The organism is Paenarthrobacter sp. TRD_SC_7, assembly GCF_056156245.1.
The window spans coordinates 3,112,727-3,129,555 of the sequence record NZ_CM149587.1; the positions used below are offsets into that span (position 1 = coordinate 3,112,727).

The window sequence follows — 16,829 nt, forward strand, 5'->3', positions numbered from 1 at the left end:
TGGACTTGAAGGTTGTAGCCGCGTGGCTATCGAAAGCTAAAAAGCTCGGCCCGATCCCTTTCGTGGCTACCGAAGACAGAGGTGTGCTCCAAGTAGACGCACAGATGCTTGCAACAGCACTGGAAGGCTTGCACCGAAGGCTGGTGCCTGACGCCAATCGATTTAACCCTCCTCTATCGAGAAACAAACTGGAAAAGGTCAAAAGCCAGGCAACTAATGCGGCCGTAGTTGCGTTGGAGGGCGTCGCCGATGCTTCAGTGGCGAAAAGGGCTTACAACGAAGCTATGAGCCACGTGGATCAGCTCTCGTACGCTGAGCGGCTGACTGAAATGCTGCCGCGGGTGAACAGAATTGCGACAGGGTTGCTAGGCCCATCGCTGGAAAGCTGGATCAAGGCTACGAAGGATGTTCGGAACGTACAAAGCCACGGGCTCCCGGAGGATGACGAATTTGGCGAAGAAGAGATCTCCCGGTACTACGTACTGTCCGTGTCAATCCGATGGGCCCTTAGAATCCTCCTGCTTCTGGAATTAGTGGACGACGCCCTGATACGGTCAGCGCTCCAAGACTTGGACAAGTTCATGTATGCACTCGCAAATATCGACCGTGAAGATTACTGGAAAGTCTTCTCGGCCTACGAGGCGTTTCTCAACTCGCCAGCTATCAGCTAGCTGCATCCTCTTCTAAGTTCCCCGCTGCGATTCGTTCGCTGACTTGCCGGTAGGCGTCCTGGATGAAGCTTCAAGGTCCTGCCGCCCGATTCGCCAGGCATTGCGGCCCCCGATTTGGATGCCTTTGAGCTGGCCGGTCTTGAGCATTGCGCGGATCTGAACGTCACTGGTCGCCAGCTCCTCCGCGACCTGCTCAATCGTTAGGAATCGGGGCTTCTTGATTTCATAGGGCATGCACCCATCCTAAAGTCCTACGGCTATGGAGCCTGTCGCACAACCATAAGAGGTTATGCTAGTCGTTGGATTTATTGTTCTCGTTTGGGGGCGGGCATGGGGATTGCTTTTGAAGACGGGGCTGCTGACGCGCTAATTAATGCTGCTGACTCTGCTGAGCGGGTCCTGCGTGGCGAGGGCGGGTTCCTGAACGGCGCCATTGATCAGGTGATGCAGGACTTCAAGGGCGGCTATGCGCGCCTGTTCGAGGAGGCCTGTGGCATCAGGTCCGACGATCGCGGCAGGCTTGCGGGTGTTCTGGCTGCTCTGGCTGATGACGTCCGCGACGCGAAACTGCGGGCTCAGGAAGAGAAATCGCGGCAGAAGGAAATGGATGCCTGGCAGCAACGCGACGGTGTCCGCAAACAAGAAGTCATGTCCGGGGATATTGTCCACAAATCCGTGGCCCTCGCAACCATGATCGTTGACCCGATGCCCGAGGCGGCACCGGTCGCGGCACCGACGATTTCAGCTGCGTTCTCGGCGCGTGCCCGGGCTCGGTTCGCCGGCGGGTCAGGAGCCGAAACGGCCTCGGCTGACCCTGGAAAACTGCGCGGGTTCGCGTCCCTGTCCCGTACGTCCACGAACACCCTGAATGAAGAACTCAGTCGCGTCCGGAACGCGTGGAGTGGATTCACTGCGTCGTGTTCCTGGGTGAACAGCGGCACCACCACCTTCGTGACTGGTTTTGAGCAGTTGCTGGAAATCAACGCCGCTGATGCGGATTGGATTGACCAGATCGCCACCGCGTTCGAGAACGCCGGCAGCGGATTCTTGGCTGACACTGCCTTGAACGGGGCTCTCATACAGTACGCACCACCCGGGCAAGTAGGTTTGAACGACATCGGGGCTATGAGCGCCGCGCAACTCAAAACCTGGCTCGGTAATGGCGGCGCCGCCCGGCTCCAGACTCTCCTGAGTCAACCAGGACTGGACCCTGTCCGGACAACCAAGTGGTGGGCCGGGCTCGGCCAGACGGTTAACCCCAAAACGGGAACAGTAACCATCGGGGAAAAACAGCAACTCCTGATCGATACTTTGCCCGGGGTCATCGGGAACCTGAACGGAATCACCGCGACCGCCCGGAACCTCGCCAACCGGAAAAAGTTAACGCAGATGCACGACCACTGGAAGACGTACCGCCAAAAACATGGCGGAGAAGTTGATGAAGCATCCCAGGAAGGCATGGTCAACAAGATCTGGCAATCGCTCTACAACTCCGACGGCACCACCAAAGTCGCCGACGTCGATGACGAGTCATCGGCTTTTCAACTCGTGAGCTTCATTCCCTATGGCCTAAAGCAAGGGTCCGAAACCGGGTTAGGCGCGTCCATCTCCGTTGGAGACCTTGACGCCGCCCAGAACGTCACCTACCAGATCCCCGGATTGAATACCACCGTTGGCCATGACATGACAGCGAAGACTCTGCAAGCGGCTGACCAGCGTCTCGATCAGCGGACGCTCGCGTCGCGTAATGGAATAGATTCTGACCGGATCGCCGTGGTCGCCTGGATTGGTGTTGAACCAGCCAAGGACCTGGGTGTGTTCAGCAACGATCAGGCCAAAGTCGTTGGGGCCGCCCTTCGCAACGACGTGACAGGTGTCAACGCTGTTCATCAAGCCCTCGACAGCACCGCCATGACGACAGCCGTTGGGCACTCCATGGGTTCCCTCGGAGCCATGGAGGCAGCAAAGGCTGGGCTACCGGTCGATAACCTTATCCTCGTCGGTGACGTTGGTACCCCTGATAACGTGTCCTCCGTCAACGATCTCCACCTGAATCCCGGCGGCACAGTTTACCGGGGAAGCTACGACTGGGACCACGTAGCTACAGTCGGGCACGGGCTCGGCTGGCAGCGAAAAAGCACCGAAGACCCCGGGTTCGGTGCCGTCACCTTCGGCACAGACGGCGCCTCAGCACCTGATGGCACCATCGAGCACCCCACAAAAACCCACGATGGACAAACCGGAGGCGAGAACGGCATCTACGGATACTTTGATCGCAACACCGAGTCAGCCAACAATCAAGCCAAGATCGCTCTCGGCTTGAATGACCAACTCACGAATGTGAAACGATGATCATCATGTCTTCGCGAAGATTTCTCATCCAGGGCCTTGTCCTAGTCGTCCTCGCTGCATTGATTGGCTGCGGGACGACCCCTGACACCAAGCCCCCTACCACCACTGCGGAGCAGACCATGGGACCAGAAGAAGCCCGCGAAGAGTACCTCGACCTCTTCACCAAGATTCAAGCCCTCGTCCCTGGTGAGTGGACAAAAGTCACTTCGGATAAACCGGGACTAGCTTGCCCCCTCCCCGACGGCACTGAGGGCACCCGATTCAACTACGACAGCACGCACGGTGCAATTGCACAAGATCAGGCTGAGGCGATACATGAGGCGGTAAAAGAACTGTTTGGGACCCAAGGGTTAAGAGTCGTTCATACTCAACCTTCGGGGGCTAATCGTGACCAGACGACCACTGGCTTCGGTGATGGCAAATTCTCCATGCAGTTTGGATCAAGTAGCTTCGGGTCCACACTCGGCGGAAATACCCGTTGTGTTCCCGATCCGGAAGGCAAGTTCCGCTAGAAGTCCAGCTGCACGGAAAGGTGACGGCTTGGCCAGGGTGGTGTCTCGGGGTGTAATACCGGGGGACCCATAAGAGCCGAGCCGCTTTACTCCCTGCGCCGTTTAGCGGGTGTACGGTCTCCACGCGTCAAGAACGGTGATAAGCGGCCGGATTTCCCATTGGCCTGAGTAATTGCTGCATCGCATGCTTCGCTTTGCTTGTCCTCGCAGGCTGTTGGGGCTGGGTTCTTCGCCAGAACATCCAAGTTGGTAAGAGTACGCGCGGCAAGGCTCTGCAACTCTGCAGGCGGAGCAGGTAGCTTTCGGATTTGCACAGCGGCTTGCTTCGCTGTCAAGGCAACCGTGCTCACCGTGTACCCGCAGGTGGTCCGCTTGGCGAAATCTATGGCAGTGTCCCCTATTGATGCTAGAGCGCAGGCTACGATGTTGTCTTCGTACTCCCTCCACGCTTCTTCACGTTCGGTGATGATGCTTGCGAACTGTTCGACGGAAGCGGTGGGAGCCGGTGTGGGGGGTTGGTGTAGACGTTGCCGATGAGGGAGCGCCGGCATCTGCAGACCCGTTTGCTCCTGCGCAACCAGTCAGTGCGAGCGAAGACATAATGATGCCCAGTACTAGGACCTTGAACTGCCGTTGACGAAAGGGGTCAGCGGTAACGGTGGAACTCATTTGGCCTCCCGGGGCCTAGGGTGTGACATCTAACCTTGTCCGTGCCTGCGCGTACTGTCTGCGTCATGGCGGAGTTTGACCGTGATGGTTTCCAGAAGATGATGGCCGAGCTGAGCGCTGCGGACCGTTCCGACGTGGTTGTGCGTAGCCCGTATGAGGAGATGGAGCCAGACCCGGAGTTTTGACCGCTCACGCAGACATGTCCGCATAGAATTCGGGAATCAGCGCGGACAGTGCGGCTACGCCTGCCGGTGTCAGATCCTCCTCTGCATTGGGGATCTTCAATTCGGCCCCATCCACGAAGTTCAGGGCTACGTCATGATGAGTGGCTATGCAGCCTGGGTAGCGTTCTTGACCGGGAACGATTTGGACCGTGACTTGAGAGATATTCTTGCGTGCTCTAACGGTTGTCAGCTCCCGCTCAGCGGAAGCTGAGCCTTTCCGGAGATAGCCCCAGGTGAGGATGATGAGGCGATCTGTCACCACGATGACGTCATAGACGTTGGGCACCTCGGGGAAGATCAAATTGCCTGAATCTTCGAATTCTCGCAGGCCATGATTAACGTTGCGGACCAGCAGGCCGCTAGCCAACGCCGGCACTTCATCGCCAATAATGGCAGTCAGCTCGTCTAATACAGGATCTAATTGCGGCCTTAAATCTAGTGAGTCCATGCCCTCGGCCCACGAGAGGCTGTGAGCTTTGAGCTGGTCATTGAGTCGAGTGGAAGTGTCCATCGCACCACCCTATCCGTGGATATATGTCGGTGTGCAGACGGCAACCCAATCCAGGACTGCACTTTTTTGCAGATCACCTCCGGTCGACTTGCACCAATCTCACGATCTTCCGCCTCAGAAGTGCTCAGGGCTGGCCTCACATCATGCTTGGCGCAGAGATTCGGTTTTCGCTCGAAGACATCGCGGCAATTCAGCAAATGAACCGCAAGGATGTGGTTCCTGCCTCACCTCGCAAGAGGCCGAACGTGGGGACGCGGGCCAAGCGCGCTCAAGCTAAGGGCTCAGTCCGCACGGAGTCCGCAAAACGTTCTAAATAGGCCAAGCTCAGACAATCACTAGCAGTCACCTAAACTGCGGAATCTAGAGGTTTTTCGCGCCTCCCAACACCCGCCCATCAGCATCGTTTAGTTCGAGCTCTACTACGGCGTCTAGCACCAAGATATAACAAAAGAGGCCAGCCTCAGTCTTTACCGACTGAGGCTGGCCTTCCTTGTGGGTGCGGACTACTCGGATTTTCCTTGGTCGCGGTCCCTGAGATTCTTGGTGATCTCATCCAGCTTGTCCTTAACGAAACTGGCGGCCTCCGAAAGTCCCTTTTCCGCGCTGCCCAGCGGGTCCAACTGAAGGTACACATTCTTATCGATGGGCAGGTCGTATTCGTCCTTCAGGTGAGTACCACCGGCAACCCCGTCGAGGGACAGGTACACAAGAGCCTCGGTCCTTGCGATGCCCGCGATCGTGCCGAAGACGACGGTAAAGTCATTGGGCTGGAAGCTCACAGAATGGCCCACGTGACGCCTGTCCAGTTCTCCGGCAGGAATGGCCTTCTCAGACGGATTTCCGTTGTATTCCATGTACTTCCCCTATGCGTTGAGAACAGTGACAGAGGAAGTCTATAAGGATACTGAGCTGTTGGTCATCCCGGCACGTCATGGACCGCAGGAGTGCCTGCGGTCGGCCACAACTCCGGACGTCAGTATCTGGTAGTTGGCGTTTGGCCCGGCTTTTCCGGTGCTGCGCAGTCGGCGCAAAACACGCTATCGGTTTCTTCTCCGCAGCACTGGCAGCGGTGGAGCAGGGCCGCTGATTCAATCACATACGTTGTCATACCGGATATGCTGCACTCTGGAGCCACTCGGGAGCACGAGTAGTGTGTACTCGTTTCTGCACCGCCCAAATGGGACGACTACTTGGATTCGCTACTTTTTGCCGTATTTCTTATGCACCGCCTGCTTGCTCACGCCCAGACAGAGCGCGATCGCTTCCCAGGACAAGCCTGATTGCCGGGCGGCCCTCACCAGCGAGGCCTCCCTCCGGCCTACTTCCTTCTGCAGCTCCGCAACAGCATAGAGCGCCTCAGCCGGGCCCATGCCGTCCATCGATCCCACTAACGTTTTCATCCAGTCCACCTCCATGCCGTCAACCATAGTTGACACCAGGGCTGACGTCAATCTTGGTTGACGTCAAGAAGCCGAACAGGCGGTCGCATGCCGCGGTCATGCGAAGGCCCTGTACATAGTCCGCTGCGGACCCGCGTTCCCACCCAGATAGCGTCCCGAGTCCACGAAACCTGCTTTCGTATACGCGGCCAGCCCTGCCGGATTGCGCTCGTTGACGGAAAGCACGACGCCGGCCTGCCCGCCACCCAGCCTGGACGTCAGTTTGCGCGCTTCCTCCACTGCGGCCCGCGCAGCCAAGGTACCGAGGCCGCGCCCCTGACTTCTTGAGTCAATAAGGAATCCCCTCAACAACCACACCGACTCGTCATCGGGCCAACCCGCGAGCTTGGCCGCGCCGAACTGCAGGGTCAGCACGCCAACAGCGACCCCTCCTGACTCAATCACGTACGGGAGCCGGGATTCTTCTTCCAAGGAGATCAGCATCATACGCAGGGGATCCCCTACGAAATCCCGTTGCTTGGCGTCCACGGCCAAGTCAGCTACCGCGCCAAGCTGAATGGCGCGGGCGTCGTCGTCGAGCATTTTGAGGGGAATCAGCCAGACATCACCCCGCTCATCTTGCTCACTTTCGATCGAAAACACGCCATCCGAGTCATATTCAAGCATTCGCAGAAGTTCTCCTATTAGGGTTGTGTCTCAACCGTTTCCGACGATCAAGGGACCACTTCCGATGAGCAAGCCCAACGTCATCCTCATTTGCGTCGATGAGTGGAGAGGCGACTGCTTGTCCTCGGACGGCCACCCCTATGTGGAGACACCCCACCTCGACGACCTTGCCCGGAACGGTGTCCGGTTCTCCAAGGGCTATTCTGCTACACCGTCATGTGTCCCTGCCCGGGCGGCACTCTTCACCGGCCAGTCGCAGGAACGACACGGCCGGGTTGGCTACAACGACGGCGTGCCTTTTCATGCAGTCCACCCGGTGACGGTGCAGGGAGAATTCAGGAAGGGCGGCTATCACACACAGGCCATCGGAAAGATGCATGTATGGCCGGAACGCTCACGGCTCGGCTTTGATGACGTTATCCTGCACGACGGATACCTCCACCATGCGAGGCAGGAACACCAGCAGCACTTCGCCATGTTCGACGACTACGTGCCCTGGCTCAGACGGCAACCAGGGATGGGTCCGGACGCCGAGTACTTCGACCACGGCGTGAATTGCAATTCGGTTGTTGCCCGCCCCTGGGACAAGCCGGAGAACGTACATCCAACGCATTGGATCGGAACGCAAGCCATCGAATGGATGCACCGGCGCGATCCCGTAAAGCCCTTCTTCCTCTACCTATCCTTTCACCGCCCGCACCCGCCGTACGATCCGCCGTCATGGGCTTTCGAGCAGTACCTCAACATTCCGCCGTATAAACCTGTCGAAGGCAACTGGGAGCAGCACTGGGACGATCATCGGCAGGACGGAAATTACCAGGCCAGCTACGGCAGGATTCCTGACCACGTGGTGCATAGAGCCAGAGCGGGCTACTACGGCCTGATGGCCCAGATTGACCTGCAGGTCAACCGCATCAAGGAGTCCCTGGCTGACTTCGGCCTGCACGAAAACACTGTGATCGCCTTCACCAGCGACCACGGCGAAATGATGGGCGACCACCATATGTTCCGGAAGGCTGTTCCCTACGAAGGATCCGCCCGCGTGCCGTTCATCATCGCCGATTCACCGTCCGCCACGCAGGCCGCACGTGGAACGGTGGTCGATCACGTGGTGGAGCTCAGGGACATCATGCCCACCCTGTTGGACCTGTCGGGACTGCCCATCCCGGATTCCGTGGACGGACAATCACTGGCCAGGATCGTCCGGGGCGAGAGCAACGAAGCTGTCAGGGAAGTCCTTCACGGCGAGCACGTGTACTGGGGCCAGAACCTGCATTGGTTGACAGATGGCCACCACAAATACATTTGGGGTTCCGGCGAAGGGACTGAAGAACTTTTCAATCTCGACGCGGATCCTCACGAACGGAACAGCCTCGCCGATGACCCTGCCCACCTCGGTGACCTGCAGTCATGGCGCGAACGAATGGTGGAAACCCTCAGGGACCGCGAAGAGGGATACGTGGTGGACGACGTCCTGGTTCCCGGAGCCCCGGTTGTTGCCATGTTGCGGCATGCCCGGGAAAAGGCCGCCGCGGCCACGCCTTAGTTGCCGTAGAACTCTTTCTCAAAGACGCCCCTGGCCCGACGACTGAGCCTCAGGTAGTCCTCTTCGAAGCCCCCCGCGTTCCCGGGTTCGTATCCACACCAGCGCGCCACAGCCTCGAGGTCTTTTCGCGATGATGGCAGGAGATCCGAGGCCCGTCCCGTCACAATGACATTTGCGGACCGGATGCGGCTTGCGAGTCGCCACGCTTCCCGCAGGAGCGCGGCGTCGTCTTCGGCGATTAATTCCAACTTTTCCGCAGCATCCAAGGCTTCCAGAGTTGACGAAGTCCGCAGTTCAGGGTGCTTTCCCGCGTGCTGGAGTTGGATCAACTGGACCAGCCATTCAACGTCACTCAGGCCTCCCCGGCCAAGCTTGACGTGCCGGGCAGGATCAGCGCCACGAGGCAGGCGCTCGGACTCCACACGGGCCTTGACGCGGCGTATCTCCCGGACATCCTGCTCCGCGAGTTGCTCCGGATAACGGATGGGATCTATGAGCTTTACGAAGTCAGCAGCCAACTCGTCCGAGCCTGCCATCGGCCGGGCCCGCAGAAGGGCCTGCGCCTCCCAAATCAGCGACCACCGTCGGTAGTACTCCGCATACGACTCCAGGGACCGCACCATAGCACCGTTCTTGCCCTCTGGCCGGAGGTCAGCGTCCACCATGAGCACTCGTTCGGCCATGATCGCGGGCTTGAGTGGCTGGGTGAGGAAGCTGGAAACCTTTGCGACTATCGCCGTCGCCTGTTCCTGGGCCTCAGCGTCGGTGAACCCGGGACGGGCGCGGTGGACGTAGATGACGTCCGCATCCGAACCGTAGCCGATCTCCCGGCCACCCTGCCGACCCATCGCCACCACCAGGACATCAGTCTTCAGTGGACCGGTCGCAGCCACAACGGACTCCGCTACATGCAACGCCCCTAGAACCGCTGCCCGGTCTGTCTCGGCCAAAGCCATTCCGACGGCATCCTGGTCCAGCAAGCCCGCGCTATCCGCAATCGCGGTGCGCAGTATCTCACGACGCCGGATCAGCCGGATCAGCCTCATGGCGCTCTCGGGATCCGCATGGCGGGAAAGCTTGGATTGGATCTCCTGCCATTGGGCTCCAAAAGGAACCGGCGCCAGTTCCTTGTCGCTCCCCAACCAGGCAACGGACTCTGGAGAGACTTCCAACAAGTCCGAAATCAGCCGGGAATTAGCAAGTACTTGGCAGAGCCGCTCGGCTGCCGCTTGGGAATCCCGGAGAAGCCCCAGATACCAGTGGGTGGTTCCGAGGGCTTCGCTGACCCTGCGGAAGGCGAGCAGCCCGGCGTCGGGATCAACGCCCTCGGCGAGCCACCCCAAAAGGATCGGAAGGAGCTGCCTTTGCAATGCCGCACGCCGGCTAACGCCCGCGGTGAGTGCTTCGATATGCCGCATGGCGCCTTGGGGGTCCACATAACCAAGCGCGGCGAGACGGCCTTGGGCGGCCTCCGGGCTGAGCTTCGCGTCTTCGCTGCTCAGCTTTGCCGCGGTGTTGAGCAGCGGCCGGTAGAAAATCCGCTCGTGCAGCTCACGGACGGCCTTCTTGGTCTTTTGCCAAGTGGCCATCAGCTGGTCAGGATGGGGTCGCTCGCGTGCGAACGGCCCCAGGACTGCCTTGGCAAGGAAGCGCTGGGCATCCTCGGTCACAGGCATGAGGTGGGTCCGACGCAGCTGGAAAAGCTGGATTCTGTGTTCCAGCAGGCGCAGGTAACGGTATGCGTTGTCGAAGGCAGCTGCGTCCGTCCTGCCGATGTAACCTCCGGCGGACAAGGCCGCAATGGCAGACGTGGTGTCCCTGCACCGAAGTGATTCGTCGGACTTTCCGTGCACCAGCTGGAGCAACTGGACGGTGAATTCGACGTCGCGGAGGCCACCGCGCCCCAGTTTGATCTGGCGCTGCTCCTCTGCCGCCGGGATGTAATCGGTCACCCTGCGGCGCATGGCCTGGACGGATTCCACAAAGCCCTCACGGCCTGCGGACGCCCAGACAAGGGGCTCCACGGCCTTCTCGTAGCGCTGGCCCAGTTCCCGGTCGCCTGCAATGGTCCGAGCCTTCAGCAGTGCCTGGAACTCCCAGCTTTCCGCCCACCGGGCGTAGTAGCTCAAATGTGAAGGAAGAGTGCGAACCAAGGGTCCGGACTTACCTTCCGGGCGGAGATTCGCATCGACCTCCCACAGCCCTGGTTCGGGCGCGGAAGAAGAGATCGCCCTGGAAATGCCGGAGGCCAGGGCGGTGCCGATGGTGGACGCGCGGGCGTCGTCCAACTCCCCTGCTTCGATGACATAAATGACATCGACGTCGGAAATGTAGTTCAGCTCCCGGGCGCCGCATTTACCCATGCCAATGACGGCAAGCCCGACGTCGGCAATCTCCGCCGCGTCGAACTGGGCTGCAGCTTCGGCCCGGGATACCGCGAGGGCGGCTTCAATGGCAGCACCGGCGAGATCGGCCAACTCGGCACCGACTGCGGGCATGAAGTCTGTTGGTGACGCCGCACAGATGTCCTTGATGGCGAGCTCCGTCAAACCGCGCCGGTACGCGCTCCGCAAGGCCGCGTACGCTGGCAGGCCGGTGATTCCGGCCACCGGCCTCTGGGCACCGGGCTCGGCTTTCACGGAGCGAAGCAGCAATGCCCGGAGCTCTTCGTTGGAGGCCTGGAGCGGCTCCGGACTGGCCCGGACATCGAAGACATCCAGATGCTCCGGACGCCGCATGAGGAACTCCCCCAGGGCCTCCGAGGCACCCAGGAGCCGGTACATGGGCTCACTGGTGTCTTGATCAGCCGCGGCCAGCTTCTTTAGCCCCGGATTCTTCTCGATAAGCCGGACCAGTGACTGGAGAGCGGTGTCCGGGCTTGCTGACAAGGACAGCCCGGCGAACAAGGCGTCCTCGTCGATCCCGTCAAGCTCCGGGGCGGCGAGGAACCGTTCGCCCTTTTCAAGGTCACTGAATCCGGCTGAAATGAGCCGACGCGCAAGGCTCATTGGCCAGGCCTAGAGAATGCCGAGGTTGCGCTGCAACTCATACGGGGTGACCTGGAGGCGGTAGTCCTGCCACTCTGCGCGCTTGTTGCGCAGGAAGTGTTCGAACACCTGCTCCCCCAGGATCTGGGCCACAAGCTCGGATTCCTCCATGGCGCGGATTGCATCGTGGAGGCTCGCCGGCAACGGCGCATGCCCCATGGCCCTGCGCTCCGCGGTGGTCAACGACCATACGTCGTCTTCGGCTGCGGCCGGAAGTTCATACCCTTCCTCGATGCCCTTTAAGCCGGCACCAAGCAGCACGGCGTAGGCCAGATAAGGGTTTGTTGCACTGTCGATGCCCCGGTACTCGATGCGTGCCGACTGGCCCTTGCCGGGCTTGTACAGCGGAACGCGCACCAAGGCCGAGCGGTTGTTGTGACCCCAGCTCAAGTAGCTCGGTGCCTCGCCGCCACCCCAGAGGCGCTTGTAGGAATTCACGAACTGGTTAGTGACGGCTGTGAACTCAGGAGCATGCTTGAGGATTCCGGCAATGAACTGGCGCGCCGTCTTGGACAGCTGGAACTCGGCACCGGCTTCGAAGAACGCGTTGGTGTCGCCCTCGAACAGCGAGAAGTGGGTGTGCATGCCCGAACCAGGGTGGTCTGTGAACGGCTTGGGCATGAAGGTGGCGTATGTGCCCTGCTGGAGGGCGACTTCCTTGATGACCGTGCGGAACGTCATGATGTTATCCGCTGTCTGAAGGGCATCCGCATAACGGAGATCAATTTCGTTCTGGCCCGGACCGCCCTCGTGGTGGCTGAACTCCACCGAGATGCCGACGGATTCGAGCATGGTGACGGCAGTACGGCGGAAGTCCTGCGCTACGCCGCCCGGTACGTGGTCAAAGTAGCCGCCTTCGTCCACGGGAACAGGAGCGCCGTCAGGGCCCAGGTCCTTGGACTTCAGCAGGTAGAACTCAATCTCAGGGTGGGTGTAGCAGGTGAAGCCCATGTCAGCGGCCTTCGCAAGGGTCCTCTTGAGGACGTTGCGGGGGTCCGCGGCAGACGGCTCACCGTCGGGAGTGAGGACGTCACAGAACATGCGCGACGTCTGCTCGGTCTCGCCACGCCACGGCAGGATCTGGAACGTGGACGGGTCCGGCTGCGCGAGCATGTCCGACTCAAACACGCGGGCAAGGCCCTCAATGGCTGAACCGTCGAAGCCAAGGCCCTCTTCAAAGGCGCCCTCAACTTCGGCGGGCGCAAGCGCCACCGATTTAAGGGAACCCACGACGTCGGTGAACCACAAGCGTACGAAGCGCACGTCACGCTCTTCGATCGTCCGCAGAACGAACTCTTGCTGGCGGTCCATAGGGCCTCTTTTCCGATTCGGTGTCCATGCCGCTGGTTTCATTGGATAGAAGCCACGACAGCTCAGCCTTCACTCTACTAAGAGTTCCGTGCTAATGCCGCAGCAGTAGCTGCGCGTAACACAGCGTTTACATAAGGTGACGCCGGGCACACTGGTGGCAGCCGCCGTCGGCACCGCTTAGGCTCTATCCATGGCCCCGAGCAACCTCCCTGAGTCCACTACGCCCGCCGAAGTTCCCGCACCCTACGGCACCGGCCCAGCAGCAGCGGCCCAAGTGCCATCGGCGGCAGGCAGGAAGCCCATCAGCCGGGTCCGGATACACCACCTGCAGCAGGCCAAGGACAACGGCGAGCACTTCGCGATGCTGACGGCATATGAGCAGTACACGGCGGAGATCTTTGACCAGGCAGGAATCGAAGTCCTCCTGGTGGGCGACTCCGCTTCCAACAATGTGTTCGGCAACGAGACGAGCCTTCCCGTCACCGTGGACGAGCTCCTTCCCCTGACGCGGGCAGTCAGCAGGGCGGCAAAGCGGGCGCTGATCGTGGCGGACCTGCCGTTTGGCAGCTACGAAGTTTCCCCCGGGCAGGCAGTAGCCACCGGCGTCCGATTCCTCAAGGAAGGGCTGGCGCATGCGGTCAAGATTGAGGGAACCGCTTATTACGCGGACACCGTCAAGGCCATGGTCCAAGCGGGCATCCCCGTCATGGCCCACATCGGCTTTACCCCGCAAAGCGAACATTCCCTCGGCGGATACCGCGTCCAGGGCCGCGGCGATGACGCTCAGCGGCTCGTGGACGACGCCCTCGCCCTGCAGGACGCGGGCGCCTTCAGCGTCCTTATGGAAATGGTCCCTGCCGACACTGCGGCAGCCGTCGACGCCGCATTGCGGGTGCCGACCGTCGGTATCGGCGCCGGCAAGAGCACCACTGGGCAGGTTCTCGTTTGGCAGGATATGGCAGGTCTTCGGGGCGGCAAAATGGCCAAGTTCGTCAAGCAGTACGCAGACCTTCGCACCACGTTGAGCGATGCCGCCGCCGCCTACGGTGAGGATGTCCGGTCCGGGCAATTCCCCGGACCGGAACACTCCTTCTAGTCGTCGTCCTGGGCGTCCCAGGCATCATTGCGTGCTTTGACCTTTTCCAAGGCGTGCTCGGCTTCTTCCCTGGTTTTATAGGGGCCAATCAGCTGGGTCCAATCGGACATCGCGTCTTCTTCGATCTCGTGCGTCTTGACGTTGTACCAGTACTCCGTCACATCTCCTCCTCGATCCTCGAGCCCTGCGACGCGTAACGTTGGCGGGGTCACAGGAACCCGGCCACGCTATGTTACTTACGTCTCTTGTGTGCCTTATATGATCAATCTATGCCTTCTCTTGCTTCGACTGCACCCATTGGCGCCCTCACCCCGGGAACCATCAGCCCTGAACGACCCGTCCCGGCGTCGATTCCCCGGCCCGAGTACGTCGGCAAGAAGGCACCCACCAAGTTCACGGGCTCCGAGGTGAAGTCCGCGGAGACCATTGAGAAGATCCGGGTTGCCGGCAAAATAGCCGCACAAGCCATCGTCGAGGTCGGCAAGCATATCCAGCCTGGCGTCACCACGGACCAACTGGACAAGGTTGGGCATGAGTTCCTCCTTGACCACAACGCGTACCCGTCCACGCTTGGCTACCGGGGCTTTCCCAAATCCCTTTGCTCTTCCCTCAACGAGGTCATTTGCCACGGGATCCCGGACTCAACAGTGGTGCAGGATGGCGACATCCTGAACATTGACATCACTGCTTTCATCGGCGGTGTGCATGGGGATACCAACTACACTTTCCTGGTTGGCGACGTGGATGAAGAATCCCGTCTGCTGGTTGAGCGTACGCAGGAGTCGCTCAACCGGGCCATCAAGGCCGTGGCCCCCGGCCGCGAAATCAACGTAATCGGCCGTGCCATCCAGTCCTACGCCAAACGCTTCGGCTATGGCGTGGTGCGGGACTTCACTGGCCACGGCGTAGGTGAGGCCTTCCATACGGGTCTTATCATTCCGCATTACGACGCAGCCCCGGCGTACAACACCGTGATCGAGGCGGGCATGGTCTTCACCATCGAACCCATGCTGACCCTCGGCACCATCGAATGGGATATGTGGGCCGACGACTGGACGGTTGTCACCAGGGACCACAAACGCACGGCCCAATTCGAGCACACCCTGCTGGTCACCGAGACCGGCGCGGAAATCCTTACCCTTCCCTGAGCTCTCCGGAAGGTCCACGCAGCCTGGGCGGCTGCGCCATGCCCATCCCCTCCTGCCATGATCGGAAATGCATTGTCCAAGAAGGATGAGAAGACCCACAAGAACGCCCCGTTGATCGGTATCGACATCGGCGGCACCGGCATCAAGGGCGGCATCGTCGACCTGAAGAAGGGCAAGCTGATTGGCGACCGCTTCCGCGTGCCCACTCCGCAGCCCGCAACTCCGGAGGCCGTAGCCGAAGTGGTCGCCCAAATCGTTGAGGAACTCTCCAGCCGTCCAGATGCTCCCGCCGCAGATGCGCCGGTGGGTGTGACCTTCCCCGGCATTATCCAGCATGGTGTGGTCAACTCGGCAGCAAACGTGGACAAGACCTGGCTCGGCACCGACATCGATGCCACCTTCACCAAGCGCCTCGGCCGTCCTGTCGAGGTCATCAACGATGCCGACGCAGCAGGGCTGGCGGAAGCCCGCTACGGCGCCGGCGAAGGGGTGGACGGCACTGTCTTGGTGATCACGCTGGGAACCGGTATTGGGTCTGCCTTCATCTTCAACGGCCAGTTGGTTCCCAATGCCGAGCTCGGCCACCTCGAGGTGGACGGGCACGACGCCGAGACCAAGGCATCAGCTGTGGCACGCGAACGCGATGGCCTGAGCTGGGATGAGTACGGTGTCCTCCTCAACCGCTACCTCCAGCACGTGGAGTTCCTGTTCTCGCCCGAGCTCTTCATCGTGGGCGGCGGCATCTCGAAGCGGTCGGACGAGTACTTCCCGCACCTTCAGCTGCGAACCAAAATCGTCACGGCAAAGTTGAAGAACGACGCCGGCATCGTGGGCGCCGCACTCGAAGTCGCGTTGCACCACAAGCTTGCGAAGTAGTAGTCGCGGCATGACAGAAGGCAAGACCACCCGCCGGCACAATGAACCTGAAGTCGCGATCGTCACCGGCGCCAGCAGAGGGATCGGTGCCGCCGTGGCGCAGGCCGCGGCAGGCGCCGGGTACCACGTCATAGTTAATTACTCCGAAGATGCCGACGGCGCAGCGGCAGTGGTCAATGACATCCTGGCTCAAGGCGGTAAGGCACGTGCCGTGCAGGCAGATATCAGCCAACCCGCCGACGTCGGACGTCTGTTCGACGAAGCCGCAGGCCGGGGTCCTGTGACCGCCGTCATCAACAACGCCGCTATCACGGGGAACCTGATCGGCACCCTCGTCGACGTACCGGTCGAGACGGTGCAGCGGGTTGTGGATGTCAACGTCGCGGGAATGATCTTCATGTGCCAGGAGGCAGTTCGGAGGCTTTCAACGGACAACGGCGGCCGCGGCGGATCCATCGTGAACATCTCCTCCACAGCCACCAAGGCCGGCTCCCCCGGAACCTGGGTTCACTACGCGGCCACCAAGGGCGCAGTGGATGTCTTGACGGTAGGTTTGGCCGCGGAAGTGGCCAAACAGGGTGTCCGCGTCAACGCCGTGGCGCCAGGAAGCACCAACACCGGACTTCATGCTGCGGCAGGAATGCCGGATCGCGTTGCGAGGCTGAATCCAACGATTCCGATGGGTCGCGGAGCAGAGCCGGAAGAGGTGGCTGCGGCCGTGATGTGGCTGATGTCGGGCGAGGCCGGCTACGTAACCGGAGCAGTCCTCCCCGTGTCCGGCGGGCGTTAGTCCCGGCCCC

General features: G+C 60.6%; 17 protein-coding genes. 9 read left to right on the forward strand and 8 right to left on the reverse strand.

All coding sequences use genetic code 11. The features are described 5' to 3' along the window. The first annotated feature begins 62 nt into the window (after positions 1–62). Entirely contained in the window at positions 63–671 is a 609-nt protein-coding gene (locus AC0J5Z_RS15035; RefSeq protein ID WP_475033636.1) for a HEPN domain-containing protein, read from the forward strand. A gap of 12 nt (positions 672–683) precedes the next feature. Here AC0J5Z_RS15035 and AC0J5Z_RS15040 read toward each other — a convergent pair whose 3' ends face one another. Next, complete coding sequence (locus AC0J5Z_RS15040) at positions 684–905, reverse strand: helix-turn-helix domain-containing protein (RefSeq protein WP_475033638.1); 222 nt, start codon at positions 903–905, stop codon at positions 684–686. 96 nt (positions 906–1,001) lie between these two features. On the opposite strand from AC0J5Z_RS15040, the gene AC0J5Z_RS15045 reads away from it, so the two are divergent. The 3 genes from AC0J5Z_RS15045 (at position 1,002) to AC0J5Z_RS15055 (ending at position 4,389) form a co-directional block, all read left to right on the forward strand. Next, complete coding sequence (locus AC0J5Z_RS15045) at positions 1,002–3,023, forward strand: alpha/beta hydrolase (RefSeq protein ID WP_475033640.1); 2,022 nt, start codon at positions 1,002–1,004, stop codon at positions 3,021–3,023. 119 nt (positions 3,024–3,142) lie between these two features. Continuing rightward, a complete protein-coding gene (locus AC0J5Z_RS15050) occupies positions 3,143–3,535 on the forward strand; it encodes a hypothetical protein (RefSeq protein WP_475033642.1) in 393 nt (130 codons plus the stop codon). Between the two features lie 710 nt (positions 3,536–4,245). Then, entirely contained in the window at positions 4,246–4,389 is a 144-nt protein-coding gene (locus AC0J5Z_RS15055) for a hypothetical protein (RefSeq protein WP_475033644.1), read from the forward strand. Between the two features lie 4 nt (positions 4,390–4,393). Here the strand turns inward: AC0J5Z_RS15055 and AC0J5Z_RS15060 are convergent, their stop codons facing one another. From AC0J5Z_RS15060 to AC0J5Z_RS15075, 4 genes are all read right to left on the reverse strand, one after another. Then, positions 4,394–4,939, reverse strand: coding sequence for a hypothetical protein (locus AC0J5Z_RS15060; RefSeq protein ID WP_475033646.1), 546 nt, complete (start codon positions 4,937–4,939; stop codon positions 4,394–4,396). A 503-nt stretch (positions 4,940–5,442) separates the two neighbouring features. Then, entirely contained in the window at positions 5,443–5,793 is a 351-nt protein-coding gene (locus tag AC0J5Z_RS15065; RefSeq protein ID WP_475033650.1) for a hypothetical protein, read from the reverse strand. A 345-nt stretch (positions 5,794–6,138) separates the two neighbouring features. Further along, positions 6,139–6,354, reverse strand: coding sequence for an AsnC family protein (locus tag AC0J5Z_RS15070; RefSeq protein ID WP_475039728.1), 216 nt, complete (start codon positions 6,352–6,354; stop codon positions 6,139–6,141). 81 nt (positions 6,355–6,435) lie between these two features. After that, positions 6,436–7,005: a GNAT family N-acetyltransferase gene (locus AC0J5Z_RS15075; RefSeq protein ID WP_475033654.1), complete on the reverse strand. Its 570-nt coding sequence runs from the start codon at positions 7,003–7,005 to the stop codon at positions 6,436–6,438. A 64-nt stretch (positions 7,006–7,069) separates the two neighbouring features. Here AC0J5Z_RS15075 and AC0J5Z_RS15080 point away from each other — a divergent pair, with 64 nt between their 5' ends. Further along, the gene (locus AC0J5Z_RS15080) at positions 7,070–8,551 is read left to right on the forward strand and encodes an arylsulfatase (RefSeq protein ID WP_475033656.1); all 1,482 of its coding nucleotides are present in this window, start codon (positions 7,070–7,072) and stop codon (positions 8,549–8,551) included. On the opposite strand, the gene AC0J5Z_RS15085 is transcribed toward AC0J5Z_RS15080, so the two are convergent. Then, a complete protein-coding gene (locus AC0J5Z_RS15085) occupies positions 8,548–11,559 on the reverse strand; it encodes a bifunctional [glutamine synthetase] adenylyltransferase/[glutamine synthetase]-adenylyl-L-tyrosine phosphorylase (RefSeq protein ID WP_475033659.1) in 3,012 nt (1,003 codons plus the stop codon). The genes AC0J5Z_RS15080 and AC0J5Z_RS15085 overlap by 4 nt on opposite strands. 9 nt (positions 11,560–11,568) lie before the next feature. Further along, positions 11,569–12,909, reverse strand: a complete 1,341-nt coding sequence (gene glnA / locus AC0J5Z_RS15090; RefSeq protein WP_309074347.1) for a type I glutamate--ammonia ligase — start codon at positions 12,907–12,909, stop codon at positions 11,569–11,571. A gap of 190 nt (positions 12,910–13,099) precedes the next feature. Here glnA and panB point away from each other — a divergent pair, with 190 nt between their 5' ends. Further along, a complete protein-coding gene (gene panB / locus AC0J5Z_RS15095; RefSeq protein ID WP_475033663.1) occupies positions 13,100–14,005 on the forward strand; it encodes a 3-methyl-2-oxobutanoate hydroxymethyltransferase in 906 nt (301 codons plus the stop codon). Here the strand turns inward: panB and AC0J5Z_RS15100 are convergent. After that, positions 14,002–14,166, reverse strand: coding sequence for an SPOR domain-containing protein (locus AC0J5Z_RS15100; RefSeq protein WP_011774435.1), 165 nt, complete (start codon positions 14,164–14,166; stop codon positions 14,002–14,004). The two genes, panB and AC0J5Z_RS15100, sit on opposite strands and share 4 nt — an antisense overlap. Positions 14,167–14,274: 108 nt before the next feature. Here AC0J5Z_RS15100 and map point away from each other — a divergent pair, with 108 nt between their 5' ends. From map to AC0J5Z_RS15115, 3 genes are all read left to right on the forward strand, one after another. After that, positions 14,275–15,153, forward strand: a complete 879-nt coding sequence (map, locus tag AC0J5Z_RS15105) for a type I methionyl aminopeptidase (protein WP_475033667.1) — start codon at positions 14,275–14,277, stop codon at positions 15,151–15,153. A gap of 72 nt (positions 15,154–15,225) precedes the next feature. Continuing rightward, a complete protein-coding gene (gene ppgK, locus AC0J5Z_RS15110; protein WP_475039730.1) occupies positions 15,226–16,029 on the forward strand; it encodes a polyphosphate--glucose phosphotransferase in 804 nt (267 codons plus the stop codon). Positions 16,030–16,039: 10 nt separating this feature from the next. Next, complete coding sequence (locus tag AC0J5Z_RS15115; protein ID WP_475033669.1) at positions 16,040–16,819, forward strand: SDR family oxidoreductase; 780 nt, start codon at positions 16,040–16,042, stop codon at positions 16,817–16,819. Positions 16,820–16,829 lie beyond the last annotated feature (10 nt).

Coding starts and splice junctions, on each gene's coding strand:
- AC0J5Z_RS15040 (WP_475033638.1), bottom strand. CDS start 905: ATGCCCTATGAAATCAAGAAGCCCCGATTCCTAACGATTGAGCAGGTC.
- AC0J5Z_RS15045 (WP_475033640.1), top strand. CDS start 1,002: ATGGGGATTGCTTTTGAAGACGGGGCTGCTGACGCGCTAATTAATGCT.
- AC0J5Z_RS15050 (WP_475033642.1), top strand. CDS start 3,143: ATGGGACCAGAAGAAGCCCGCGAAGAGTACCTCGACCTCTTCACCAAG.
- AC0J5Z_RS15060 (WP_475033646.1), bottom strand. CDS start 4,939: ATGGACACTTCCACTCGACTCAATGACCAGCTCAAAGCTCACAGCCTC.
- AC0J5Z_RS15065 (WP_475033650.1), bottom strand. CDS start 5,793: ATGGAATACAACGGAAATCCGTCTGAGAAGGCCATTCCTGCCGGAGAA.
- AC0J5Z_RS15070 (WP_475039728.1), bottom strand. CDS start 6,354: ATGGAGGTGGACTGGATGAAAACGTTAGTGGGATCGATGGACGGCATG.
- AC0J5Z_RS15075 (WP_475033654.1), bottom strand. CDS start 7,005: ATGCTTGAATATGACTCGGATGGCGTGTTTTCGATCGAAAGTGAGCAA.
- AC0J5Z_RS15080 (WP_475033656.1), top strand. CDS start 7,070: ATGAGCAAGCCCAACGTCATCCTCATTTGCGTCGATGAGTGGAGAGGC.
- AC0J5Z_RS15085 (WP_475033659.1), bottom strand. CDS start 11,559: ATGAGCCTTGCGCGTCGGCTCATTTCAGCCGGATTCAGTGACCTTGAA.
- glnA (WP_309074347.1), bottom strand. CDS start 12,909: ATGGACCGCCAGCAAGAGTTCGTTCTGCGGACGATCGAAGAGCGTGAC.
- panB (WP_475033663.1), top strand. CDS start 13,100: ATGGCCCCGAGCAACCTCCCTGAGTCCACTACGCCCGCCGAAGTTCCC.
- map (WP_475033667.1), top strand. CDS start 14,275: ATGCCTTCTCTTGCTTCGACTGCACCCATTGGCGCCCTCACCCCGGGA.
- AC0J5Z_RS15115 (WP_475033669.1), top strand. CDS start 16,040: ATGACAGAAGGCAAGACCACCCGCCGGCACAATGAACCTGAAGTCGCG.